Annotated in this window: 23 protein-coding genes; 5 read left to right on the top strand and 18 right to left on the bottom strand. The window is 64.2% G+C overall.

The window, feature by feature from the left end; translation table 11 throughout:
- Positions 1 to 198: 198 nt before the first annotated feature.
- The 10 genes from panD to dksA all read right to left on the bottom strand — a co-directional run bounded on the left by panD (position 199) and on the right by dksA (position 11,269).
- The gene (panD, locus tag BLR71_RS11620; RefSeq protein WP_092526381.1) at positions 199 to 579 is read right to left on the bottom strand and encodes an aspartate 1-decarboxylase; all 381 of its coding nucleotides are present in this window, start codon (positions 577 to 579) and stop codon (positions 199 to 201) included.
- Positions 580 to 592: 13 nt separating this feature from the next.
- On the bottom strand, positions 593 to 1,453 hold the full coding sequence (panC, locus tag BLR71_RS11615) for a pantoate--beta-alanine ligase (RefSeq protein WP_092526378.1): 861 nt from the start codon (positions 1,451 to 1,453) through the stop codon (positions 593 to 595).
- On the bottom strand, positions 1,453 to 2,244 hold the full coding sequence (gene panB, locus BLR71_RS11610) for a 3-methyl-2-oxobutanoate hydroxymethyltransferase (protein ID WP_092526375.1): 792 nt from the start codon (positions 2,242 to 2,244) through the stop codon (positions 1,453 to 1,455). The genes panC and panB overlap by 1 nt, the downstream gene beginning before the upstream one ends.
- Positions 2,245 to 2,382: 138 nt before the next feature.
- Positions 2,383 to 2,874 (bottom strand): 2-amino-4-hydroxy-6-hydroxymethyldihydropteridine diphosphokinase, encoded by a 492-nt coding sequence (gene folK, locus BLR71_RS11605; RefSeq protein WP_092526372.1) that lies wholly within the window; start codon positions 2,872 to 2,874, stop codon positions 2,383 to 2,385.
- Positions 2,875 to 2,878: 4 nt separating this feature from the next.
- Positions 2,879 to 4,294 (bottom strand): polynucleotide adenylyltransferase PcnB, encoded by a 1,416-nt coding sequence (gene pcnB / locus BLR71_RS11600; protein WP_092526369.1) that lies wholly within the window; start codon positions 4,292 to 4,294, stop codon positions 2,879 to 2,881.
- Between the two features lie 886 nt (positions 4,295 to 5,180).
- On the bottom strand, positions 5,181 to 6,563 hold the full coding sequence (locus tag BLR71_RS11595) for a sigma-54-dependent transcriptional regulator (RefSeq protein ID WP_092526366.1): 1,383 nt from the start codon (positions 6,561 to 6,563) through the stop codon (positions 5,181 to 5,183).
- Positions 6,541 to 9,546 carry an ATP-binding protein gene (locus BLR71_RS11590; RefSeq protein ID WP_092526363.1) on the bottom strand — a complete coding sequence of 1,002 codons (3,006 nt, stop codon included), beginning with the start codon at positions 9,544 to 9,546 and terminating at the stop codon, positions 6,541 to 6,543. The genes BLR71_RS11595 and BLR71_RS11590 overlap by 23 nt, the downstream gene beginning before the upstream one ends.
- Complete coding sequence (locus BLR71_RS17645) at positions 9,536 to 9,712, bottom strand: hypothetical protein (protein WP_175491668.1); 177 nt, start codon at positions 9,710 to 9,712, stop codon at positions 9,536 to 9,538. The genes BLR71_RS11590 and BLR71_RS17645 overlap by 11 nt, the downstream gene beginning before the upstream one ends.
- Positions 9,713 to 9,826: 114 nt before the next feature.
- Positions 9,827 to 10,720 (bottom strand): tRNA glutamyl-Q(34) synthetase GluQRS, encoded by an 894-nt coding sequence (gene gluQRS / locus BLR71_RS11585; protein WP_092526360.1) that lies wholly within the window; start codon positions 10,718 to 10,720, stop codon positions 9,827 to 9,829.
- Positions 10,721 to 10,831: 111 nt separating this feature from the next.
- Positions 10,832 to 11,269, bottom strand: a complete 438-nt coding sequence (gene dksA, locus BLR71_RS11580) for an RNA polymerase-binding protein DksA (protein ID WP_092526357.1) — start codon at positions 11,267 to 11,269, stop codon at positions 10,832 to 10,834.
- A 267-nt stretch (positions 11,270 to 11,536) separates the two neighbouring features.
- Here dksA and BLR71_RS11575 point away from each other — a divergent pair, with 267 nt between their 5' ends.
- On the top strand, positions 11,537 to 12,754 hold the full coding sequence (locus tag BLR71_RS11575; RefSeq protein WP_092526354.1) for an aminotransferase class I/II-fold pyridoxal phosphate-dependent enzyme: 1,218 nt from the start codon (positions 11,537 to 11,539) through the stop codon (positions 12,752 to 12,754).
- A complete protein-coding gene (gene sfsA, locus BLR71_RS11570; protein WP_092526351.1) occupies positions 12,754 to 13,542 on the top strand; it encodes a DNA/RNA nuclease SfsA in 789 nt (262 codons plus the stop codon). The genes BLR71_RS11575 and sfsA overlap by 1 nt, the downstream gene beginning before the upstream one ends.
- On the opposite strand, the gene BLR71_RS11565 is transcribed toward sfsA, so the two are convergent.
- From BLR71_RS11565 to BLR71_RS11535, 7 genes are all read right to left on the bottom strand, one after another.
- Complete coding sequence (locus BLR71_RS11565) at positions 13,492 to 13,824, bottom strand: Rieske (2Fe-2S) protein (RefSeq protein ID WP_092526348.1); 333 nt, start codon at positions 13,822 to 13,824, stop codon at positions 13,492 to 13,494. The two genes, sfsA and BLR71_RS11565, sit on opposite strands and share 51 nt — an antisense overlap.
- Before the next feature lie 17 nt (positions 13,825 to 13,841).
- Positions 13,842 to 14,342, bottom strand: coding sequence for a DUF4426 domain-containing protein (locus BLR71_RS11560; protein ID WP_245696423.1), 501 nt, complete (start codon positions 14,340 to 14,342; stop codon positions 13,842 to 13,844).
- 32 nt (positions 14,343 to 14,374) lie between these two features.
- A complete protein-coding gene (gene metW, locus BLR71_RS11555; RefSeq protein ID WP_092526345.1) occupies positions 14,375 to 14,977 on the bottom strand; it encodes a methionine biosynthesis protein MetW in 603 nt (200 codons plus the stop codon).
- Positions 14,977 to 16,128 (bottom strand): homoserine O-succinyltransferase MetX, encoded by a 1,152-nt coding sequence (metX, locus tag BLR71_RS11550; RefSeq protein ID WP_092526342.1) that lies wholly within the window; start codon positions 16,126 to 16,128, stop codon positions 14,977 to 14,979. The genes metW and metX overlap by 1 nt, the downstream gene beginning before the upstream one ends.
- 117 nt (positions 16,129 to 16,245) lie before the next feature.
- Entirely contained in the window at positions 16,246 to 16,836 is a 591-nt protein-coding gene (locus BLR71_RS11545; protein WP_092526339.1) for a YggT family protein, read from the bottom strand.
- A 92-nt stretch (positions 16,837 to 16,928) separates the two neighbouring features.
- Positions 16,929 to 17,753, bottom strand: a complete 825-nt coding sequence (gene proC / locus BLR71_RS11540; RefSeq protein WP_092526336.1) for a pyrroline-5-carboxylate reductase — start codon at positions 17,751 to 17,753, stop codon at positions 16,929 to 16,931.
- A 138-nt stretch (positions 17,754 to 17,891) separates the two neighbouring features.
- The gene (locus BLR71_RS11535; protein ID WP_092526333.1) at positions 17,892 to 18,602 is read right to left on the bottom strand and encodes a YggS family pyridoxal phosphate-dependent enzyme; all 711 of its coding nucleotides are present in this window, start codon (positions 18,600 to 18,602) and stop codon (positions 17,892 to 17,894) included.
- 34 nt (positions 18,603 to 18,636) lie between these two features.
- On the opposite strand from BLR71_RS11535, the gene BLR71_RS11530 reads away from it, so the two are divergent.
- Entirely contained in the window at positions 18,637 to 19,668 is a 1,032-nt protein-coding gene (locus tag BLR71_RS11530; RefSeq protein WP_092526330.1) for a type IV pilus twitching motility protein PilT, read from the top strand.
- A gap of 88 nt (positions 19,669 to 19,756) precedes the next feature.
- On the top strand, positions 19,757 to 20,893 hold the full coding sequence (locus BLR71_RS11525; RefSeq protein WP_092526327.1) for a PilT/PilU family type 4a pilus ATPase: 1,137 nt from the start codon (positions 19,757 to 19,759) through the stop codon (positions 20,891 to 20,893).
- A gap of 87 nt (positions 20,894 to 20,980) precedes the next feature.
- On the opposite strand, the gene BLR71_RS11520 is transcribed toward BLR71_RS11525, so the two are convergent.
- Positions 20,981 to 22,138 (bottom strand): anhydro-N-acetylmuramic acid kinase, encoded by a 1,158-nt coding sequence (locus tag BLR71_RS11520; protein ID WP_092526324.1) that lies wholly within the window; start codon positions 22,136 to 22,138, stop codon positions 20,981 to 20,983.
- A gap of 135 nt (positions 22,139 to 22,273) precedes the next feature.
- Between BLR71_RS11520 and tyrS the strand changes: the two genes are divergently transcribed.
- Entirely contained in the window at positions 22,274 to 23,473 is a 1,200-nt protein-coding gene (gene tyrS / locus BLR71_RS11515) for a tyrosine--tRNA ligase (RefSeq protein ID WP_092526321.1), read from the top strand.
- Positions 23,474 to 24,150: the final 677 nt, after the last annotated feature.

Here is a 24,150-nt window from a genome sequence, read left to right as displayed (position 1 = left end):
AGTTTTTTGCACCGCGACAATGGCTAATGGCCTACATGGGACCAAAGCGCAATTCGGGAAGGGGAGCTGAGCGACTCGAGGAGGCAGAGCGTCGCGGCCGGCGAGCACGAAGGTGCCGGCCGCGGCGATGGAACCGGTGGTCGAGTGGTTGGCCGTTAACGGCTTGGCGCCACGCTTTTCCCTTGCTTGCCTTGCGCCTCAGGCGAGCTGGACGGGAATGGCATGGCTGGTGTGGCTGACGTCATTGCCTTCCTGCAGATAGACCAGAGCCGGCTGATGATGCTCCACTTCGCGATCATCGTAGTGGGCGTAGCTGCAGATGATGACCCGGTCACCGACATTGGCCTGATGGGCCGCGGCGCCGTTTACCGAGATGATCTTTGAGCCTTCCTCGGCGCGGATGGCATAGGTGGTGAAGCGCTGGCCGCCTTCAACGTTGTAGATCTGGATCTGCTCGTTTTCGCGAATGCCGGCCATATCGAGCAGCTCGCCGTCGATGGCGCAGGAGCCTTCGTAGTTGAGCACGGCGTGAGTGACGCGGGCCATGTGTAGCTTGGCCTTGAGCATAATGGTGTACATCGGATTGCGTTCCTTATCCGTCGCGACGCGACAGGCTAACGGTTAGATTGTCGATCAGGCGGGCCGGCCCCAACTGGGCCGCGGCGAGAATCACCGCCTCTCGGGTATCGGCGTCAATCTCGCCGAGGTCATCGGCACGGCGCAGCGCCAGGTAGTCGGGCACGAAACCACGTGAGACCAGGCGTTCATTGGCGATGGCGAGGGCATCGGCCGCTGGGGTGCCGGCGACGATGGCATCGCGCAGCTCGCAAAGCGTGAGGTGAAGGCCAGGCGCCCGTGCACGTTCCTCGTCGCTCAGATAGCCGTTGCGTGATGACAGTGCCAGGCCATCTTCGGCGCGCACGATCGGCACGCCGACGATCTCGATGGGAAAGTGCAGGTCCAGGGTCAACTGGCGAATCACCGCCAGCTGCTGGTAGTCCTTCTCACCGAAGCAGGCCAGATCGGGCTGCACCAGGTTGAAGAGCAGGCTGACCACGGTGGCTACGCCATCGAAGTGCCCCGGGCGGGAGCCGCCGCACAGCCCTTCGCTGATGCCGGCGACGCGCACGCGAGTCTGCATGTCGGGGCCATCGGGGTAGAGCTCGCGGGTCGACGGTGCAAACAGCAGGTCGCAGCCGGCCTCGGCGAGCCCGGCCTGATCCTCGGCGAGACTGCGCGGGTAGGCGTCCAGGTCCTCGTCGGGGCCGAACTGCAGCGGATTGACGAAGATCGTCGCCACGACTAGGTCGGCGCGGGCCCGCGCCTCGGCGACCAGCGCCAGGTGACCCGCATGCAGGTTGCCCATGGTCGGCACTAGGGCGATACGCTGCCCGGCGCGCCTAGGGCCGGCCAGCGCCTCACGCAGCGCCTGAATGTGATGCAGGGTATTCATCAGAAGCTGTGCTCCTCGGCCGGGAAGCAGCGTGTCTTGACGGCGTCGTGATAGCGGCGGAAGGCGTCCTGAATGTCCTCGGCTTCCGTCATGAAGTTCTTGACGAAGCGCGGGGTGCGGCCATGGGTGATGCCCAGCACGTCGTGCATGACCAGGATCTGGCCATCGACGTCGGGGCCCGCGCCAATGCCGATCACCGGTACGTCCAGCGCATCGCGCACCGCGCGGCCGAGGCTTGCCGGCACGCATTCGAGCAGGATCACCGAGGCGCCGGCATCTTGTAGGACCTTGGCGTCATGGAGGATCTGTTCGGCGCGTTCGTCGTCACGGCCCTGTACCTTGTAGCCGCCCAACTGATGAACCGACTGCGGCGTCAGGCCCAGGTGCGCGCACACCGGCACGCCGCGTTGGGTCAGTTCGCGGATGCCCTCGGCCATCCAGGCCTCGCCCTCGACCTTGATCAGCTCCGCTCCCGCGCGCATCAGGGCGCCGGCGTCGTCGAGCAGCCTGGGTAGGCTTGAGTTGCTCATGAAGGGCAGGTCGACCATCAGCAGGCTGGAACCCTTGCCGCGGGCGGCACAGCGGGTGTGATAGCAGATGTCGTCGAGAGTGACCGGCAGGGTGCTGTCGTGGCCTTGCAGCACCATGCCCAGGGAGTCGCCGACCAGCAGCACCTCGATCCCGGCGTCGCTGGCGGCGCGGGCAAAGGAGGCGTCGTAGGCGGTCAGGCAACTGAAGGTCTCCCCCGCCCGCTTATGGGCCGAAAGCGTGCTCAAGGTGACGGTTTTCATAGTATTGCGGTCTCGTCGATAGCGTCATGGGACCGCGTTGAAGATACGCGGTCACTGGGATGACATCGGGGCTGGAGCCATCGGGTTGTTACCCCGGCGGCCCTGAGAGTGTGGAATGGTAACAAAAGTCGGGCAACTCTACCTTTGGGGTAACAGTGCCCGCAAGTCGTCGGCGTCCTGCCAGGCGGGAAGCGCCTTTAAAGGACCCAGCCCCGGTAGTTCGAGTGTCGGTGCCAGCTCGTGCAGGGGCACCACCACGAAGGCGCGCCCGGCGATCTCGGGATGGGGAAGGCGCAGCCGCGGATGGTCCAGGCACTGATCGTCGTACAATAGAAGATCAAGGTCCAGGGTGCGCGGCCCCCAGTGGCGGCGCCGCACCCTGGCGTGACGCTGCTCGAGGGCCTGCAACTGGTCGAGTAGTGCGAGCGGCGATAGCCGGGTCTCGAGGTGGGCCACGGCATTGACGAAGTCGGGTTGGTCCTGGGGGCCCACCGGGCGGCTCGCGTAACAGGATGACGCAGCCAGCAGGCGGGTCAGCTTCAGGCCATCCAGCTCATCGAGTGCCCGCTCGACGTGATCGCGCGGGCCGTCGAGGTTGCTGCCAAGGCCGATGTAAGCATGCGACAGCATCTGCTCAGTCCTGCTGGCTCGGTGCAGAAGGGGCCGCACTGCGCCGGCGCTTGCGGGGACGGCGCTTGCGCTTCTTGCCGCCACCGCTGCCGGCAGGGTCGCTGCCGAGCTTCTGCAGCAGGCGACGCTGTTCGTGTTCGTCGGCGTCCTGGAAGGCCGTCCACCAGGTGCCCAGGCCGGGGTCGATCTCACCGGCTTCCTCACGCAGTAGCAGGAAGTCGTAGGCGGCTCGGAAGCGCGGGTGCTCGAGGGTCTGGAAGGCTCGCTTGCCGTGGCGCTTGGGCATATGCATCTGCAGATCCCAGATCTCGCGCATCGGGATGCTGAAACGCTTGGGGATCGAGACATGCTTGAGCTGGCGGCCCACTACCTGCTGGGCGGCGCTATGCAGGGCCGGAACCTCGGGCATGCCGTCATCGATCAATGCCTGATGGCGAAGCGTCACGGCCGGCCACAGTATGGCGCCGATCAGGAAGGCCGGGGTTACCGGCCGGTCGCGGCGGATACGGTCGTCGGTGTTCGCCAGTGCTCGTTCCATCAGCGGCTCGGCCCAGGGAAGAACCTGCAGTGCTTCGTCGGCTTCCGGGAAGAGCATCGGGAAGAGGCCGTGGTGGCGCAGCGCGTGGAAGGTATCCAGGGCATGGCCTGCCAGGAACAGCTTGAGGATCTCGTCGAACAGCCGGGCCGGCGGAATCTGCAACAGCAGCGGCGCCAGCTCGCGGATCGGTGCCTCGGTGGCAGCGTCCATGTCGAAGTCGAGCTTGGCGGCGAAGCGCACCGCGCGCAGCATGCGCACCGGGTCTTCCCGGTAGCGGGTCGCCGGGTCGCCGATCAGGCGCAGTGTCCGCGACTCGATGTCGCGCACGCCGTTCGCCCAGTCATGGATCGAGAAGTCGGCGATGTTGTAGTAGAGCGCATTGACGGTGAAGTCCCGGCGCAGGGCGTCTTCTTCGACGTTGCCCCAGACGTTGTCGCGCAGCAGCAGGCCGTCTTGAGACTGCTGTGACTGCTGACCGCCGTGGTCGTCGCCAGGACGCCCACGGAAGGTGGTGACCTCGATCACCTCACGGCCGAAGCGCACATGCACGATGCGAAAGCGCCGACCGATGATCCGCGAATTGCGGAACAGATCGCGTAGCTCTTCGGGGGTCGCATCGGTGGCGACGTCGAAGTCCTTGGGCGTCTTGCCGAGCAGAGAGTCCCGAATGCTGCCGCCGACCAGGTACGCCTCGAAGCCTGCATTGTGCAGGCGGTAGAGAACCTTCAGCGCGGCATCAGAGAAGAGCTTGCGGGATACGTCGTGGTCATCGCGGGGAATCACGCGCAGCGCGGGTGTCGTGTCGGCGGCCCCTTGAGGGCTGAAAAGCGACTTCAAGCGCTCACCGGGAGCTTGTAGAAAGCGGGTAAATCCTTTGAACATGCAGCGAAATCGACTCGCTAAGGCAAAACCCAAGTGTAGCCGACCACCGACACCTTGGGAACCATTGCCTAGTTGGGGGAACGGGTTGGCGTAAAAAATGTCTGGTCTAGCGTGGTCGCCAGACGCAGAAAGGGGAGGCCAGCTGGCCTCCCCTGTAAGCTTGAAATCAGCATCCCTGCTGTTGGTTTTTCTTCGTGATGGCGCATCGCCTTGAATACGCACCACAGTCACCAAATCTGGTTCAGGCAAGCAAGATTCTTATTGTTGTCGACCTTCCTGATGGCGACCGTCTCGTATTCAAAACAATAGTCCAACCACGACGGCAAAGAATTTGCCTACCTCCGGTGTGTTGTTGTTGTTACCGGAGGTGCATCGCGTGCGGGCTTGTTGTTGTTATGCCCTGTCGGGATGCGTTTCGTCCTGGTCAGCTTTCCGGACCCTCGACCGCAATTATTGTTGTGGTGGTCGAGCCGCACCGGGATGGCTTGTCGTTGTTCTTGTTGGCGTCATTGCCATCATGGGTGCCGTGTCTGCCATCAGCATTGTTGTTATTGGGCTGTTGGCGGTGTCTGAGGCCTCGTTCTTGTTTTTGTTGGCACGAGAGCTCAGTGACGTCCGGCTGTTGTTTTTCTTGCCTTAAACATTGCACTGCTCATGCCATGTTTAAGAAAGTCCAGTAAAATCAGTTTGTTATGTTTTTTCGAATCAGTTCCGTCTGATATGCACATCGATTGTGTTACCCCTTGGTGCCGCATACTGGGGCATTTCTTGTGTGGGATGGTAACAACTGGTGCAGAGATGGCTGCCATGATGCGGAAAAGCGCCTGCGATTGGAACTCACAGGCGCTTAGACCATGGTCGTGTAGAGGCGGAAAAGCAGGCCTGATCAGGCCTGACGACTGCGGGCGCTGCGCTTTCTGGGGATGCCCAGGCGTTGCCGGCGCTCCCACAGGCACTTGCGGCTGATGCCGAGTTTCTGGGCCAGTTCGGTCTCGCTCATCTCTTCCTGATGTTCGAGCACGAAGTGCTGGAAGTAGTCCTCCAGCGAGAGATCTTCCTCGCTGATCTCTCCTGGAGTAGATATGTCATCCGTGGTCGCCGCGGGGCTGGCGGTGGGGTGAGCCAGGGTCGACACCGGCCGCAGGCCCAAGTCATCGGGGTGGATCAGATGCCCTTCGGCGAGGATCACGCCCCGCTCAAGGGCGTTCTCGAGCTCGCGTACATTGCCGGGCCAGAGGTAGTCGCGGATCTCGCGGCGAGCACTGCGCGATAGCTTGAGGCCCTGGCGGTCATGGCGGCGGCAGGCGGCTTCGAGCAGCACGTCGGCAATGGTCAGTATATCGTCATCGCGCTCGCGCAGCGGCGGCAGGTCGATCTGCATCACGTTGAGGCGATAGTAGAGGTCGAGGCGAAATTCGCCGGTCTTCGACAGTGCCTGCAGGTCGCGGTGGGTGGCGGCGATCAGGCGCACATCGACGTGACGGGTTTCCACCGAGCCGATCTTGCGGATTTCGCCTTCCTGCAGCACGCGCAGTAGCCGGGCCTGGGCGTCCAGCGGCAGCTCGCCGATTTCATCCAGAAACAGGGTGCCGCCGTCGGCGGCCTCGACCAGGCCGGTGCGGGCCGCGCTGGCGCCGGTGAAGGCGCCCTTCTCGTGGCCGAAAAGCTCGGACTCGATCAGGGTCTCGGGAATCGCCGCGCAGTTAACGCAGATCAGCGGTGCCGCGGTGCGCTTGCTCTGGCGGTGAATGGCGCGGGCCACCAGTTCCTTGCCGGTCCCCGACTCTCCCTGGATCAATACCGTGACGTCGGCCGGAGCGGTCTTGCGGATGCGGGTATAGACCACCTGCATGGCCGGGCAGTCGCCGATCATCGATTGAGGGGCAGTCTCGCTTGCCTGTTCAGGCTCAGGGAGCTCGCCGCCATGTTCACGTAGCGCCCGTTCCACCGTTTCAAGCAGCTCGTCATGGTCGAAGGGCTTGGCGATGTAGTCGACCGCGCCTTGTTTCAGGGCATCCACGGCCGAGCGCATGCTGGCGTAGCTGGTCATGATCAGCACCGGCACCGGTGAGGCACGCTCGATCATCACGGTGCCGGGGTCGCCGGGCAGACGCAGGTCGCTGATCACCAAGGAAAAGTGCTGGGGATCCAGCGCCTCGGCTTCGGCCACCGAAGCGGCTTCGCTGACCTCGTGGCCATGGCGCTCCAGCAGCCGCTTCAGGGCGCTGCGGATGATGCTTTCGTCTTCAACGATCAGAATCCGGCTCATGGGGGAGCTCGTTGTCCTCTTTGCTCGGTGGTCGCCTGCTGACAGGAAGCCACATGACGATGCGAGTGCCGCGTTCGCGCCCGGTGGGGGGCGATTCGATGTGGATCCGCCCCTGGTGGTCGGCCAGGATGCCATAGACCAGGGCGAGGCCCAGGCCGGTGCCCTCGCCGGGTGCCTTGGTGGTGGTGAAGGGCTCGAATAGATGATCGCGGACACTGGGGTCGATGCCCGTGCCGGCATCGGTCACGCTCCATTCTATGCCATTACGGCCATCGACATCCTCAAGCCGCCGGGCATCGATCTCGATCGTGCCACCGGCGGGGCTGGCATCGCGGGCGTTGCCCAGCAGGTTGATCATCACCTGGACCATCCGCTGGGCATCAGCCTCAAGCTCCAGGTCGACGGGGCAATGATTGTGATAGATCACATCCTGACCCGTGCGTGCCAACTGAATCAAGTGAAGCGCCTCGTCGGTCAGCTCGCGGGGTTTGACCATGGCATAGCGCCCGGCGTTGTCCTGATGGCCGCCGTGGGCGAAGCCGACCAACGAGCCGACGATGCGCGAGACACGCTCGGTAAGGCTCTGGATCTGATCGGCGGTCTCCAATAGCGCGGGATCATCGGTGTCGTAGCGCAGGTTCTGGGCCAGCGATGAGATACCGGTGATGGGATTGCCGATTTCATGGGCGACCCCGGCGGACAGTTGGCCGATCGAGGCCAGTCGTGCGGCGTGCGCCAGCTCGTCCTCGAGCCACTTCATCTCGCTGTGATCCTCGATCAGGATCACTCGGCCGCCATAGGCGTCGTCATCCGTATCCAGCGTAGCCTGGTGCAGACTCAGATAGCGCGTACTGCCGGCAAGCGTCACCGGCTGTTTGTAGAGATGGCGCTGGCCGTTGCTGAGCAGCCGACCGAGTAGTTCCGCCCAGGGCGCCGGCAGGCTATCTCGGTGGGCGCCGACGACGCGCTCGCCATCGATGCCGGAGAGCGCTGCCAGGGCGTCGTTCCACATCAGCAGTTCATCGTCGTCGCCGAAGGCGCACAGGCCGATGGGGAGCTGGGTGAGGGTGCGGCGATGATAGCGGCGCAGGCCGTCGAGCTCTCTGGCCAAGCCTGTGAGACGTGAACGATAGGCCTCCAGGCGGCTTTCGACGAAGTGAATATCGTCGACCGCCTCTGTTTCCAGACTGGCCCGGTCGCGGCTATAGGGCAGGCAGCGATCGACGATGTCCTGGGCCACCGAGGGGCCCATCAGCCCCGAAAGGTTGGCCTGGATACGGTCACGCAGCCGTCGCAGCGCATAGGGGCGGCGCTCCCAGGAGGTGAGCTCGAGTGACGCCAGGGCGCGCTCGACTTCGCGCCCGGCGACATCGGCCCCCAGCGCCGGGGTGAGATGATGCTTGAAGTCTTCGCCGTGGCTGACGCTAAGCGGCAGGCGCTTGGGGCGAATCACCGGATCCGCCGCACAGGCCTCGGCGGCGGTTCGTTCGCCTTCCGAGGTGCGGGTCAGCAGCGAGACGACAATCAGGATCACACCGTTAGCGGCCAGCGCCACCAGCGTCACGGTATACCAGGCGGGTGAGTTCGATAGGCTTTCCAAGCCCGGTGGCACCAGCACCCAGGGCGAGAGGCCGGTGACCAGCGGCAGCCACAGGCCCAGCATCCACAGACCCGTGCCCGCCAGCAGTCCACTGACCATGCCCTTACGGTTGGCGCCGGGCCAGTAGAGCAGGGCTAACAGCCCCGGCAGGCATTGCGCCATACCGGAGAAGGAGGCGATGCCGAGGGTCGTCAGGTCATGGGCAAGCCCCAGGGTGCGATAGTAGAGCCAGCCGGAAAGAATCACCGCCACTACCAGCGCCCGCCTAAGCCAGCGCAGCCAGCGGTATAGGTCGCCCCGGTGATCCGGTGGATGGGCGACCAGCACCAGGTGGTTGAGGATCATGCCCGACAGGGCCAGGGCAATGATGATCAGGGTGCCGCTGGCTGCGGCGAGGCCGGCCAGGAACGCCAGCGCATCGATCCACGGCGAGGCGGACAGCGCGAAGGCTAGATAGGCGCTCTCAAGGCCCGGAGGCGCAATGCCGACGCGCTGAGCGCCCCACAGGATCAGTGGTACCGGCAGGGCCATCAGCAAGAGATACAGCGGCAGACTCCAACCGGCCTGCAGCAGCGCACGCGGGGAAAGGCGCTCGGCGAAGGTCAGGTGGAACATGTGCGGCATCAGGAAGGCGGCGGCGAAGAACAGCAGTAGCAGGGTGCGCCACTGCCCCGCATCAAGCTCTCTGATGCCGGCTTGATGGGCAAGCCCCGGGCCTTCGAGCCAGGCCTGCAGGTCGCTGGGGCCGTCGAAGATGCCGAACAGGGCGATGGCCCCCAGCGCCAGCATGGCGGCGAGCTTAACCAACGACTCAACGGCGATCACGGCAAGCAGGGTGTCTTGATGGGCGTTGAGGTGGGTGTGACGCGCGCCAAAGAGCACCGCGAACACGGCGATCACCAGGCAGAACCCGAGCGCCGCAAGCGCCGGCGACGCCGTGCCCGTGAGCTGCTGGATCGCTTGGCCCAGGGTCTGCACCTGCAGGGCCAGAAGCGGCAATACCGCCATGGCGCTGATCACGGTGATCAGAGTGCCGACCCAGCGCGAGCGAAAGCGGAAGGCAAACAGGTCGGCCAGTGACGCCAGTTGATAGGTGCGGGTCAGGCGTTGGATCGGTAGTAGCACCACCGGGGCCAGCAGGACGGCGCCTGCCGCTCCCAGGTAGTAGGCCAGGTAGCCATAGCCGACCCGGCCGGCCAGCTCCACGCTGCCATATACCGCCCAGGCGCTGGCGTAGACGCCGAGCGCCAGGGTATAGATCGCCGGATGGTGCACGAGGCGCGAGGGGAGCCAGCGCCGCTCTACCGCCAGCGCACACAGGAAAAGCAGCGCCAGATAGCCACCGCCTACCAGCAGCAAGGGGGACAGGCCTTCAGCGCTCATCCAGGGCCCTCTTTTGCTCCAGCCATAGCGATAGCGCGATCAGCACCCCCCAGATGACGAAAGGGCGATACCAGGCGCTATCGGGGCTGGCCCAGCCATTCATCAGCACCGGGGAGAGCAGGTAGCCAACGAAGACCAGCAACAGCATGATGCGATAGACGTACATGAATCTTTCCTCATGGTGGACGCCCGTGGCGCTGGTACTGCTTGGCGAGCCGGCTTCGCCGTGGCTAACCGACCAGGCGACCGGCGTTACCCAGGCGCAGTGACCTCTTCTGCGTCAGGCATCGGGCCAGTCCGGGGCCTTGGATGTGCTGCCAGCGGTCATTCGCGATGGGGTCCAGTTAGCGATGGCGGCAGCCAACTGGTCCTCGACCGGTGCGGTGGCAAGAGCGGGGTCGGGTGCCTGGTCGAGCGATGCGATGGCCTGGTGCAACAGCGGGCGGACGCGTTCGTCTTCGGGCAGCGGCCGGGCCAGGTTCTGCTTGGAGAGCTTCTGGCCGTCATCGCCGATCACTAGCGGCAGGTGCAGGTAGCGGGGTTCAGGCAGCCCCAGGGCAGCCTGCAGCTGTCGCTGCCAGGGCGTATTGTCGAGCAGGTCGAAGCCGCGCACCACATCGCTGATTGCCTGGTCGGCATCGTCGACCACCACGGCCAGCTGATAGGCCCAGAGGGCATCCTTGCGTTTGAGCACCACGTCGCCGAGGTCGGCCGGGTCCAGGCACTGGCGGCCATAGAGGCGGTCGTGCCAGACCACCGGGCGCAGTCCAAGGTCGCTGCGCAGCCGCCAGGCCAGGGGCGCCTCGGGCTTGCAGGGGCCGTTGCGGCACCAGCCGGGGTAGATGGGGTAATCCCGCCACTGCTTGCGCGAGCAGCTACAGGGGTAGGCGAGCCCTGCCTTAGCGAGCCGTTCCAGCGCCGCCGCGTAAGCCTCACCGCGTGTTTGCTGGTAGCGCACCGGGCCATCCCAGTGAAGGCCGAAGGCCTCGAGCTGGCGCAGGATGGTATCGCTCGCGCCTTCCGGGCAGCGCGGCGGGTCGATGTCTTCTATGCGCACGTCCCAACGCCCTCCCGCCTGACGGGCATCCAGATAGCTGCCCAGCGCCGCGACCAGCGACCCGAAGTGCAAGGGGCCGGAGGGAGTGGGGGCGAAGCGTCCGCGGTAATCGTTCATGGCAGGGGCTCATCGGCACAGGTGACAAGGGGCTGATACGCCGACGGGCACCCGAGGGTGCCCGTCGAAGATGGCCAAGGTGACCGCGCAGATCTGGCGGGCAAGGGGCGATCAGCCGCCGAGCTGCTTTTCCTTGAGTTCGGCGAGGGTCTTGCAGTCGACGCACTGGGTCGCGGTCGGACGCGCCTCGAGGCGACGAATGCCGATCTCGACGCCGCAGGCCTCGCAGAAGCCATAATCGTCCTCGTCGATCTTGTCGATGGTCTCGTTGATCTTCTTGAGCAGCTTGCGCTCGCGATCGCGGGTGCGCAGTTCCAGGTTGAAGCCTTCTTCCTGGGTGGCGCGATCCGCCGGATCGGCGTAGTTATTGGCGTCTTCCTGCAGGTGGCGCACGGTGCGATCCACCTCTTCCATCAAATCCTTTTTCCAGTCGAGCAGGATCTGCCGGAAGTGCGCTAGCTGCTTGTCATTCATATACTCTTCACCCGGTGCCGGCTCGTACGGGGTGAATCGCTGGAGTGCTTCCGGGGTTTGTGCTGCTGCTGGCATTTGGCTGCCTCATTGCTCGAGTGACTGGGGCCGATACCCTTCGACGGGTGCTATCCATCGCGGGCCCAAAACCCAGTGTATTTAGCGAAAAAAAGCCGCGAACGCAACCGTTGTGACACCTTCGTTGCTGTAGAGGCGCTGCGTGAACCGGTTACCATACCGTATTGACCATGCCGTCTGCTGGTAATGCCCGGCATTTCTCGCCATCGGTCGCTTATTCTAGCTATTCATCTTGGCCACGCGTGGGGTCACGTCAGGGAGTCGTCTATGTCGTTCAATGCTGGGTCGTTCAATGCCGGGTCGTTCAGTGACAGGCTGGATCGGGTTCAGCCGTTTCGGGTCATGAGCCTGCTCGAGGTCGCTCAGGCGCGCGAGGCGGCGGGCCACGACGTGATTCACCTGGAAATCGGCGAGCCCGATTTTCCGACGCCGGCGCCGGTGATCGCTGCCGGCCAACAGGCGTTGGCCGCGGGCCATACTCGTTACACGCCTGCCGCCGGGCTGCCGGCGCTGCGCGAGGCCATTGCCGGCCATTATGCCGAGCACTTCGGTGCCCGGGTCGATCCCTCGCGGATCATCGTCACTCCGGGGGCCTCCGGGGCTCTATTGCTGGCCAGCCAACTGCTGGTGCAGCGCGGCGATCGGGTGCTGATGGCCGATCCGACCTACCCCTGCAACCGGCATTTCATGGCGCTGGCCGAGGCCGAACTGGATACCGTGGCGGTGGGCCCGGACAGCGGCTGGCAGCTGGATGCCGGGCTGATCGAGCGTCACTGGCGCGATGAGACCAGGCTCGCCATGCTGGCCACCCCCTCCAACCCCACCGGGCATACCCTGGATGCCGGCCAGATCGCCGCGGTGGCCGAGACCGTGGCGGCACACCAAGGGGCGCTGTTGGTCGACGAGATCTATCAGGGCCTGACCTATGACGTGGCGCCTGTGTCGGCGGCTTCGGTGGCGCCCGAGGCCTATGTGGTCAACAGTTTCTCGAAGTATTTCGGCATGACCGGCTGGCGCCTCGGCTGGCTGGTGGCGCCTGAGGGCGCCGTGGAGCCGCTGACGCGACTCGCCCAGAATGTCTTTCTCGCCGCGCCTACGCCCTCCCAGCATGCCGCGCTAGCCGCCTTTACGCCGGAATGCCGCGACGAGCTGGAGCGCCGCCGTCGCGAGCTGCATCGCCGCCGGGATGCGTTGCTGGAAGGGCTTGCGGGCCTGGGGCTTTCGCCCTCGTTGGTGCCTCAGGGCGCCTTCTATCTATGGCTCGATATTAGCCGCTATAGTCAGGACAGCCTGACCTTCTGCCGTCGCCTGCTGGAGGAGGAGAACGTCGCCATCACCCCGGGTATCGATTTCGCGGTCACCGGTGGCGAGCACCATGTGCGCATCGCCTTTACCGCCGATATTGCGCGTCTCGAGGAGGCCGTGGCGCGCCTCGGGCGCTTCCTGGCGCGTCAGTCGGGCCCGTCGATGGCGGAGCGCCGCTGATGGACTATCCCCGGCTGGTGCCCGGCATCCTGATTCGTCGCTACAAGCGCTTTCTCGCCGATGTGCGTCTCGAGGATGGTCGCGAGGTGGTGGCGCACTGCCCCAATACCGGTTCGATGCGCGCCGTGAACGTGCCCGGGGCCCGGGTCTGGCTGTCACCGAGCGATAACCCCAAGCGCAAACTTGGCTGGACCTGGGAACTGATCGCGCTGCCACAGCCGGACGGTGGCACGGCGCTGGTCTCGGTGCACACCGGGCGCACCAATGCGATCGTCGAGGAAGCGCTGCGTGCCGGGCGTATCGCGCCGCTGGCGGGCTTCTGCGAACTGAAGCGAGAAGTGCGCGTCGAGGGCGCGCGCCTCGATTTCCGCCTGGCCAAGCCTGGCGTGGACGCCGGTAGCGCGGCTTATGTCGAAGCTTATGTTGAAGTTAAGCAGGTCACCCTGAGGGAGCCCGACGGCCACGGCTATTTTCCGGATGCCGTCAGCGAGCGCGGTCGTCGACATCTCGAGGTGCTGAGTCGTCTGGCGTCTGAAGGCCGGCGGGCGGTATTGCTGTTTTGCGTGGCGCATACCAGGATCGAGGACGTCGCCCCGGCGGCGCACATCGACCCTGCCTATGCCCAGGCGCTTGGCGAGGCCGTTGCCGCGGGCGTCGAGGTGCTGGCCTATGGGTGTGAGGTCGACTGGCAAGAGGGTGCGCCGGTTGGCATACGGCTGACGCGGCCCTTGCCGGTATCACTCACTCGCCAGGTAGATGCCGCCCTGGTCGTCGACGCGGAGCGCTAGCGGCTCCAGTGATTCGTACTGGCAGGGGCCGGCCACGCACTCGCCGTTCTCAGGCAAGAAGAGGGCGCCATGGTGGGCGCATTGAATCAGCTCACCGCCATCCGCAAGGAAACGATTCGCGTCGATATCGAGCCGGCTGTCGCGGTGCGGGCAGCGGTTTTCATAGCCATACAGCCGGCCATGTACTCGCACCAGGAAGCCCGCCCGGCCATCGGGGAGGGCGATGGCCAGACCGCCGGTGGCGTCGAGGTCGGCAAGATGGGCTAGAAGGGGGGCTGGCATGGACGCTCCCGGTCGTTTCAGCGGTCGATATAGAAGCGCTGGATGAAACTCACCTCGCCAGGTGGTTCATTGCGGTCGTAGCGTACGCTGAGATCGAAGCGCATCGGCTCGTCTTCCAGAATGCGGAAGGTCGCCAGGTGATAGATGGCTCCATTCTCGCGTACGCTGCGAAAGCTCAACGGCTGCGACTGGCCGGCCAGGTTGCCGACCCGGCCTTCCACCGAGGCTTGCGCCGGGCGAGTGGTGCCGTCCGGCCGTTCCTCGCGCACGCTTATGTTCAGCAGTGCCTGCACCCGGCTGCGCTGGATGCCGCTGGCCGCCGCGACCTCAGGTGTCAAAAAGCTTGTGTTCACCGCGCTGTAGTGGACCTGGTAGCGGCCGAAGCGTTCGAACTGCTCGGCCTGGGCCCTTTCCATGCCTGCGCCGGCAAGCAGCACGGGTAGCAGTACCAGGCCAAGCCACCAGGCCATTTCACGGCTGAAAGCCCGGCCGCTTGGCCGGTGCCCATGCTTCATCATGATCACGTCCCACGCGCAAGGCTCGGTGGCGGTCAGGCGTCGCCTGCACGGCTGACGCGGAAGATCGCCGTTTCACCAAACAGGTTAGGCCATAGTCGCGAGCTCCAGTGTGCCTCGTGCTCGCCGTTGCCAACGGCCTGGTCGGTGATGGTCAGCCCCTTGTCGCGGCACAGGCGTTCAAAGTCGTTGAAGGTCGACAGGTGGATGTTGGGGGTGTCGTACCAGGCATGGGGCAGCGACTTGGACACCGGCATATAGCCCTTGAAACCCAGATACAGGCGATGGCGCCAGTAGGCGAAGTTGGGGAAGGTGATGATGCATTCCCCGGCCACTCTGAGCATCTCGTCGAGCATCAGGTCGGGGCGGCGCAAGGCTTGTAGCGCCTGGGTCATGATCACCAGGTCATAGGCGTTGTCGTCGAAATTGGCGAGCCCCTCGTCGAGGTTCTGCTCGATGACGTTGACGCCGCGTGCGACGCAGGCGGTCAGGCCGTCGGGGTCGATCTCGAGCCCGTAGCCCTTGACCTGCTTGTCGCGGGACAGGGCGTCGAGCAGGGTGCCATCGCCGCAGCCCAGGTCGAGTACCCGGGCGCCCTCGGGCACCCAGCCATGAATCAATTTAAGGTCGGCGCGCATTATGAGCCCTCCAACTGCTGGTCTCTGGCCACGCGCGCCATGAAGCCCGCAAACACCGCCTGATAGCGGGGCTCGGGCAGCAGGAAGGCATCATGGCCGTGGGGGGAATCGATGTTGGCATAGCTGACCGGCTTGTCGGCACGCACCAGGGCGTCGACCAGTTCTCGGGAGCGCCAGGGAGGAAAGCGCCAGTCGGTCGAGAAACTGACCACTAGGAAAGGACACTTCGCCGGGGCCAGCGCCGCGGCAAGGTCGCCTCCGTGGGGGGCAGCGGGGTCGAAGTAGTCTAGCGCCTTGGTCATCAGCAGGTAGGTGTTGGCGTCGAAGGACTCGGAAAAGGTATCGCCCTGGTGGCGCAGATAGGACTCCACCTGGAACTCGACGTCGTAGCCATAACCGAGATCTTGGCGCAGGTCGCGGCCGAACTTGGAGCCCATCGCCGCCTCGGAGAGGTAGGTGATGTGACCGACCATGCGCGCCAGCTTGAGGCCGCGCCGTGGCAGGGTGTCGTGTTCGCCGTACCAGCCGTCATGGAAGTCGGGGTCGGAGCGGATTGCCTGGCGCGCGACCTCGTTGAAGGCGATGTTCTGAGCCGAAAGGCGCGGCGTCGCGGCGATCACCGCGGCATGGGCGATGCGCTCCGGGTAGTCTAGCGCCCACTGCATGACCTGCATGCCGCCCAGGCTGCCACCGACTACCGCGGCGAAGCGCTCAATGCCGAGCCGGTCGGCGAGTCTTGCCTGACTGTGCACCCAGTCGCTGACCGTCATCATCGGGAAGTCCGGGCCCCAGAGGCGGCCGGTATCAGGGTTAATGCTCAGTGGGCCGGTGCTGCCGTGGCAGCCGCCCAGGTTGTTGAGCGAGACGACGAAGAAGCGGTTGGTGTCGATGCTCTTGCCGGGGCCGATATGGGCATCCCACCAGCCAGGCTTGCGATCATCTTCATGATGACGCCCGGCGGCGTGGTGGTGCCCGGACAGGGCATGGCAGATCAGTACCGCATTGGTGCCCTCGGCGTTGAGAGTGCCATAGGTCTCGTAGACCAGGGTGTAGCTCGGCAGGGTCTTGCCGCAGGCCAGGGCCAGAGGGTCGTCGAAGTGGGCCGTCTGTGGCGCCACCACGCCGACCGAGTCGGAAGCAAGCTCGGGCATGGCGGTTTCAGTGTCCTGTCAGAAGAAGATATACGACAGCGGGGCGCTCGGCCCCGCTCAAGGTGTTGTCCATCAGCACCTTATCCGTCTCGGTGGCATCCATCAGGAGGCCAGCGATCACAGCCCCACCAGAGCACCGGAGACGCCGGCGGCACGGGTCAATGAGCCGACCACCAGGTTGTCGAGCAGACTGATGGAGATGAACACCACGATCGGTGACAGGTCGATCATGCCAAGCGGCGGGATCACCTTGCGCACCGGGGCCATGATCGGCTCGACCAGTTGCATGACCAGCAGCGCGGCCGGGTGGCTGGCCTGCGGCGCCACCCAGCTGAGGATGATCATTACGATCAGGGCGAAGAAGTAGATCTTGAGGATGCCGCTGGCCAGCGCGGCGACGCCGGCGATGGCAACGCCTGCGATCGGCGGCATGCCGTAGCCGGCGACCTGCAGGATCAGGATGATGCTGACCACCTTGATCAAGAAGGCTGCCGCCAGGGTGGCCAGGTCGAAGCGTCCCACCGGGCGCAGGAAGCCCTGGAAGGGCCTTACTACCGGCTGGGTCACCTTGACCACCGATTGGCTGATCGGGTTGTAGTAGTCGGCGCGGGAGGCCTGCAGCAGAAAGCGCATCATCAGCATCAGCAGATAGATGTTGATCAGCGTATTGACCAGCAGCAGGCCGGCACTTCCCAATTGACTGCCCATGGGGGCTCCTTGTTGATAAAAGACGGCAACGAACGGCGGTGGCGACGGTGAGACGGGCAGCGACGCATCGCTGCCCGTCTTACCCTGGCGGCTTACTGCTTGCCGAGTTCCTCGCCCATCTCGCGGGCGCGGGCGGCACAGACCTCGGCGGCTTCGAGGAAGATCTGGCGCAGGCCGGCCTCTTCGAGGTGGGTCACGGCGCGCTCGGTGGTGCCGTTCGGCGACATGACATTGCGCCTCAGTTGCGCGGGGTCGGCGTCACCCTGCTGGACCATTCGAGCAGCGCCAAGGCCGGTCTGCACGGCCAGACGGCGGGCGCTCTCGGCCGGTAGGCCAAGCTTGACGCCCGCCTCCTCGAGAGCCTCGAAGACCAGATAGAAATAGGCGGGGGCGCTGCCGGCAACGGCGGTCACGGCTTCGAGCAGCACTTCCTCGTCGACCCATTCCACGATGCCCACGGATTCCATCAGGGTGGTGGCAATCGATTTCTGGCTGTCATCGACGAGGCGGTTGGCGTAGAGGCCGCTGGCGCCGCTACCCACCAGAGAGGGCGTGTTGGGCATGCAGCGGATCACCGGCAGGTCCCCGCCCAGCCAGCGCTCGAGGGTTTCGGCGGTCAGGCCGGCGGCGACGGAGACGATCAGCGGCTTGCGATCCTGAGTGGCATCGCGCATGGCGGCACAGACGTCGTGCATGATCTGCGGCTTGACCGCCAGCACCACGACATCTGCGTTGGCCACGCCAGCATTATTGTCGGTCTCGGTGTGGATGCCGTACCGCTCGCGCAGCGGCGCCAGCATTGCGTCGTCGGGGGAAGTGGCGGTAATCGCCTCGCGGGGGTAGCCGCTCTCGATCATGCCGCCGAAGATGGCGCTGGCCATGTTGCCGGCACCAATGAAAGTCACGTTGCTCGCCATGCTGGAATCCTCTTCTGGTGTCTGGTTGGCCGTCTGCCTGGTCGTGTTCGTCGCCATGCCTGCGTTGTTTGCTAGGTTAGCGTGTCCGGTCAGCCTGCTATTTCTTCAGCGCGACATGTCTTCTGCTGCGCCGTTGCATCAGGTCGCTGCGCTTTGCCGCGCGCCGAATAGCGCCGTGCCCAGCCTCAGCAGGGTCGCTCCCTCGGCGACGGCGGCCTCGAGGTCGTCGCTCATGCCCATCGATAGGGTGTCGAGCTCGGCGTCGGGGAAGCGTGCCTTGAGGGCTTCGAGGGCTTCGCGAAGCCTGGCGAAAGGGGCGCGCTGCTCGTCGAGGCCGTCGCTCGGGGCGGGAATCGCCATCAAGCCACGCAGGCGTATCCCTGGCAGCGATAGCACCGTTTCCGCTAGCGGCTCGAGCGCCTCGAGAGTGACGCCTGACTTGCTGGGCTCATCGCTGATATTGACCTGTAGACAGACGTTCAACGGCGGCAGGTCGGCGGGACGCTGCTCGGCTAGGCGTCGGGCGATCTTCTCACGATCGACGCTATGAACCCAGTCGAAGTGCTCGGCGACCTGACGGGTCTTGTTCGACTGCAGCGGGCCGATGAAATGCCAGGTGATATCGTCGAGATCGGCAAGCTCGGACTGCTTGTCGAGGGCCTCCTGCAGATAGTTCTCGCCGAACTGGCGCTGACCGAGGCCATGGGCCTCACGAATCATCGCCGCAGGCTTTGTCTTGCTGACGGCCAGCAGTTCGGCTGCCTGCGGGGCTCTTCCTGCGGCGCTAAGCGCTGCAGCGAGCCGCGACTTGGCAGCGGCGAAGGTTTCGGTTAATACAACCTCTGTCATACTGGAGCGACCTTACCTGAGAGCAGGGAACCTAATGGATATTACCGAACTGCTGGCATTCTCGGCAAAGCAGAACGCGTCGGACCTTCACCTTTCCGCCGGCCTGCCGCCGATGATTCGGGTCGATGGTGATATTCGCCGGCTCAATGTACCCGCCATGGATGATCGTGAAGTGAGGGCTCTGATCTACGACATCATGGGGGATCGTCAGCGCCGCGACTTCGAAGAGTTCCTGGAAACAGACTTCTCCTTCGAGGTGCCTGGGGTGGCTCGCTTTCGCGTCAACGCGTTTCAGCAGGGCCGCGGCGCGGCGGCGGTGCTGCGTACCGTGCCCTCAGAGGTGCTGACCATGGAAGCGCTGGGCATGGGCGATGTCTTCCGCCGCATGGCGCAGCTTCCGCGTGGCCTGGTTCTGGTCACCGGCCCGACCGGGTCGGGCAAGAGCACCACCCTGGCGGCGATGATCGACTTCATCAACGACACGCGTTACGACCATATCCTGACGATCGAAGACCCCGTGGAATTCGTTCACCGTAGCAAGCGTTGCCTGATCAACCAGCGTGAAGTGAGTCGCGATACTCGTGGTTTCGCCCCGGCGCTGCGCAGTGCGCTGCGCGAGGACCCGGACGTGATCCTGGTCGGCGAGCTGCGAGACCTAGAGACGATTCGGCTGGCGCTGACCGCTGCCGAGACCGGGCATCTAGTGCTGGGTACCCTGCATACGACGTCGGCGGCCAAGACCATTGACCGCATCATCGACGTCTTCCCCGGTGCAGAAAAGGATATGGTGCGCTCGATGCTCTCGGAGTCGTTGCAGGGCGTGATTTCGCAGGTGCTGCTCAAGCGCGCCGGCGGTGGCCGGGTAGCCGCTCACGAGATCCTGGTGGCGACCTCGGCGATTCGCAATCTGATTCGTGAGGATAAGGTGGCCCAGATCTATTCGGCCATTCAGACCGGCGGCAACCTGGGGATGCAGACGCTGGATGGCGCCCTGGCCAAGATGGTCCACGATGGCGTCGTGGTGCGCGAAGAGGCACAGGCCGTGGCCAAGGGTGTGCTCAGTTGAGGCCATTGATGAGCCGGGCCGTTAGCCTTTAAGCACACCAATGATCCACCGCTCTGAGCGAGCATAAAGAGAGAGCAGACGGAATATCATGAAAGCGAACGAATGGTTGCAGCAACTGCTCGAGATCATGGTCGATAAGGAAGCCTCGGATCTTCTGATCTCGGTCAACGCGCCGCCTACCCTGAAAATGGCCGGGCAGCTTATCCCGCTGGGCGATCAGGTGCTATCGCCGGCTCAGGTGGCCGAACTGGTCAAGGCGGCCCTGCCGCAGGCCCAGCGTGAGCGCTTCGCCTCCGAGCAGGAGGCCAACTTTGCCTTGAGCCTTCCTGGGCGCGGGCGCTTTCGGGTCAGCGCCTTCCAGCAGCGTAACCAGCCGGCCATGGTGCTGCGGCGCATCTCGTTTGAGATTCCTCGGCTCGAGACGCTGAAACTACCGGCGAAGCTCGGTGAGTTGGCTGGCGCCAAGCGCGGCCTGGTGCTGGTCGTCGGCGGCACCGGCACCGGCAAGTCGACGACCCTGGCTTCGATGATCCAGCAGCGCAACGAGACTCAGGGCGGGCACATCATCAGCATCGAGGACCCGATCGAGTACGTGCACCCACACAAGAAGGCGATCATCAATCAGCGGGAAGTGGGTATCGATACCGAGTCGTTCGAAGTGGCGCTTAAGAACACGCTGCGCCAGGCGCCTGATGTGATCCTGATCGGCGAGATCCGTACCCGCAAGACCATGGAGCATGCGCTGACCTTCGCCGAGACCGGCCACCTGTGCTTGGCGACCCTGCATGCCAATAACGCCAACCAGGCCCTCGACCGGATCATCAATTTCTTCCCCTCCGAGCGCCACGATCAAGTGTGGCTCGATCTATCGCTGAACCTTAAGGCCATCGTCGCCCAGCAACTATTGCCCACCAAGAATCGTGGGCGCCGTGCGGCCATCGAGATCATGCTGCGCTCACCGCTGGTCGGCGACTTGATCCGCAAGGGAGATGTCGCCGAGATCAAGAACATCATGCGCCGCTCTCGGGATCTCGGAATGCAGACCTTCGACCAGGCGCTTTTCGAGCTCTATCAGGAAGGGGTGATCAGTGAGGATATCGCCATGGTCCACGCCGACTCGGCGAATGATCTGCGCATGATGATCAAGTTCGGTGATGAAGAAGGGGTGGCCGACGCCCAGGGTGCCGCCAGCCACCTCGAGCTGCGACGCGGCGATGATTTCTAGCGCTGCCCTGCTGGTGATTCAGGCCCTCACATCGGTTATGTAGAAGCCGATGTGCTTCGATCAGGGCCTATGGCTCCAGTGGCCGGATTAATGTGAATAGATGCCGCCAAGCACCCGCGGGCCAGCGGCGCCGGTGACCGCAGGCAGGTTGCCGGGCAGGCCAGCCAGGCGTCGCCAGGCCAGCCAGGCGAAGGCGCCGGCCTCAAGCCAGTCGGCGCTCCAGCCATCCTGGTCGATGCGGCTGATCTCGGTTTGAGGCAGTCGCCGGGCCAAGCGTGCGAGCAGATCCGCATTGTGGGCGCCGCCGCCGCAGGGCAGTAAGCGGCTAGGTGGCGGTGCCTGATAGTGGGCCATGGCCTGGGCGATGCCGGAGGCCACGCTTGCCGCGGTCAGTTCGGCGAGGGTCGCCTGCACGTCCTGGGGCGACTCATTGCCGGTCAGTTGCGCCTCTAGCCAGGGCAGGTGAAAGGCCTCGCGGCCAGTGCTCTTGGGTGGCGGCGTGGTAAAGAAGGGATCCGCCAGCAGGCGAGACAGCAGCGGCTCGATGACGCGCCCGCCTGCGGCCCAGGCGCCGTCCCTGTCGATAGGCGTGCCCCGGTGGCGCTGGTGCCAGGCATCCAGCAGCACGTTGGCCGGGCCGGTATCGAAGCCGATCACCTCGGCGGAACTGGAGGCCGGCGGTAGCAGGGTCAGGTTAGCGAAGCCGCCCAGGTTGAGCACCAGCTGCCAGTCGTGTGGATGGCGAAACAGCGCGGCATGAAAAGCGGGGGCCAGTGGCGCGGCCTGGCCGCCGGCGGCCAGGTCGCGACGCCGGAAGTCGGCGACCACCGGGCAGCCAGTCAGTTCGGCCAGCAGGCTGGGGTTGTCGAGCTGCAGGGTATAGGGGACGCTTTTACCCTTATCAGGATGCCCGAGGGGCGCGTGCTCGATAGTCTGGCCGTGGCTGCCAATCGCGGCTACCGCGCTTGTGGGGGTGTGACTCGCTGCCAGCAGTTCGCTCACGGCGCGGGCCTGCAGGCGACAAAAGGCGTCTTCGGCGCGGGCCAGGTCGGCAAAGCGCACGGCATCCGCATGGCAGAGTTCGAGCAAGGTCGCGCGCAGGTCCGAGGGCATGGCGACTTCATGCGTAGCCAGCAGGCGCGGCGCTTGCGTTGCGCCATCCGGCCCAGGCTCGTCGCAGGTGACGAGGGCCGCGTCGATGCCGTCGAGGCTGGTTCCCGACATCAATCCAATCAACAGTGGCATGCTTGTCTCCCTGGTGTGTCCGGCGCTCAACCGATTGAGCAAGACATGCTACCATCTGCCCCCATTATCAGGCCTGCTCTAGATGCCAAGGGTCTTGCCTGGCGATCAACTGCTTTTGAGGGGAGAACGGTAACGATGTCCGACGTCGCTGATGCGCTGGCGCTGCTTGAGCGCGGCACCCATGAGATTCTGCTGGCCGATGAGCTCAAGGAGAAGCTCGCGTCCGGTCGTCCCCTGCGTATCAAGGCCGGCTTCGACCCGACCGCGCCGGACCTGCATCTGGGCCACAGCGTGCTGCTGACCAAGATGCGCCAGTTTCAGGACCTCGGTCATACAGTGATCTTTTTGATCGGCGACTTCACCGGGCGCATCGGCGACCCCACCGGCAAGAACGTCACCCGCAAGCCTCTCACCGAGGAAGAAGTGAAGGCCAATGCCGAGACCTACAAGGCACAGGTCTTCAAGATTCTCGATCCTGAGAAAACCGAGGTGCGCTTCAACGCCGAGTGGTTCTCCGCGATGAGTGCCGCCGACATGATCGAGCTTGCCGGCCAGAGCACTGTGGCGCGCATGCTTGAGCGCGACGACTTCGAGAAGCGCTACCAGGGCGGTCAGTCCATCTCTATCCACGAGTTCCTCTATCCGCTGGTGCAGGGTTATGACTCGGTAGCCCTGGAAGCCGACGTCGAACTGGGGGGTACCGATCAGAAGTTCAATCTGCTGATGGGCCGCGAGCTGCAGAAGCACTTCGGCCAATCACCGCAGGTGGTCATCACCATGCCGCTGCTGGAAGGGTTGGACGGCGTGCAGAAGATGTCCAAGTCGCTGGGTAACTATGTCGGCGTCGATGATGCGCCGGGCACCATGTTCAACAAGCTGGTGTCGATGCCTGACAGCCTGATGTGGCGCTATTTCGAGCTGCTGTCGCTGAAGTCCAACGAAGACATCGAGGCGTTGAAGCGCGACGTCGAGCAGGGCGCCAACCCGCGCGACATCAAGATGGTGCTGGCCCGCGAGCTGGTCGGCCGCTATCACGGCGAAGAAGCCGCGGCTAACGCGCACAAGTCTGCCGGCAACCAGTTGGCCGATGGTGAGCTGCCCGAAGATCTGCCGGAAGTGCATGTCGATTTCGAAGGCAATGAGCAGGCGCCGATCGCCGCAGTGCTCAACCGCTCCGGTCTTGCCAACAACAGCGCCCAGGCCAAGGACATGCTTGGTAACGGTCGCGTTAAGGTCGATGGCGAGGTGGTCGCTCGCGATCATATGCTGACGACTGGTGCCAGCTATGTGATCCAGGCCGGCAAGAAGCGCTATGCTCGGGTGATCCTCGACTAAGTGATCGACGTCCTTAGCTGATAGTGGCCCCGCTATTAGTAGTATGCGAATAAAGGTACGTGAAACGCCCGCCCTCGTGCGGGCGTTATCGTGTCTGGCGGGCCTGTTTATCCACACCCGGTCGGTCGCCGTCATCTATCCACAACCCCTTTGTCACCTTTTTCGCATAAAGGGGTTGTGCGACCCGTCGATAATCCGTAAAGTACGCATCCGCTGCCGCCGACGGGCAAACGTCGGAAGCGGTGAAGGGTGTTGGAAGAACTTGTTTTCGTTAAGGTTTTTCGGTTCGCTTGAGTCGATAAGCATTGACAAAAACGCCGGAAACGGTAAAATGCTCCTCCACTCGATAGGCGCTCAACTCGCCGCTGGTTCACTCGGTCATCTAGAGCGAACGATAACAGCAGGGGTTGACATTCGCCGCCGATTCAGTAGAATACGCCTTCCTCGCAGGGCGCCGGCCGAACGGCCAGGCAAATGCGAGATGCTCCACTCTTTAAGAGCCCGGAGCTGCTCTTTAACAATCGATCAGATAATTCATGTGGGCGCTTGTCGATGAAGGGGTGATCAGTCACCGATACTTCAAGGCAAGCGACTCGTCAAAAGAAGCCATATCGGCTGATTTTTTGAGACGTTTGAACCTTGAGCCAAGTTTGGTCTGCTTCTTTCTTCGGAAAGGT

The sequence above is a fragment of the Onishia taeanensis genome, from assembly GCF_900100755.1.
Lineage (GTDB): Bacteria > Pseudomonadota > Gammaproteobacteria > Pseudomonadales > Halomonadaceae > Onishia > Onishia taeanensis.
The sequence above is the reverse complement of the archived record's forward strand: the minus strand, read 5'-3'. Positions and strand labels throughout refer to the sequence as shown.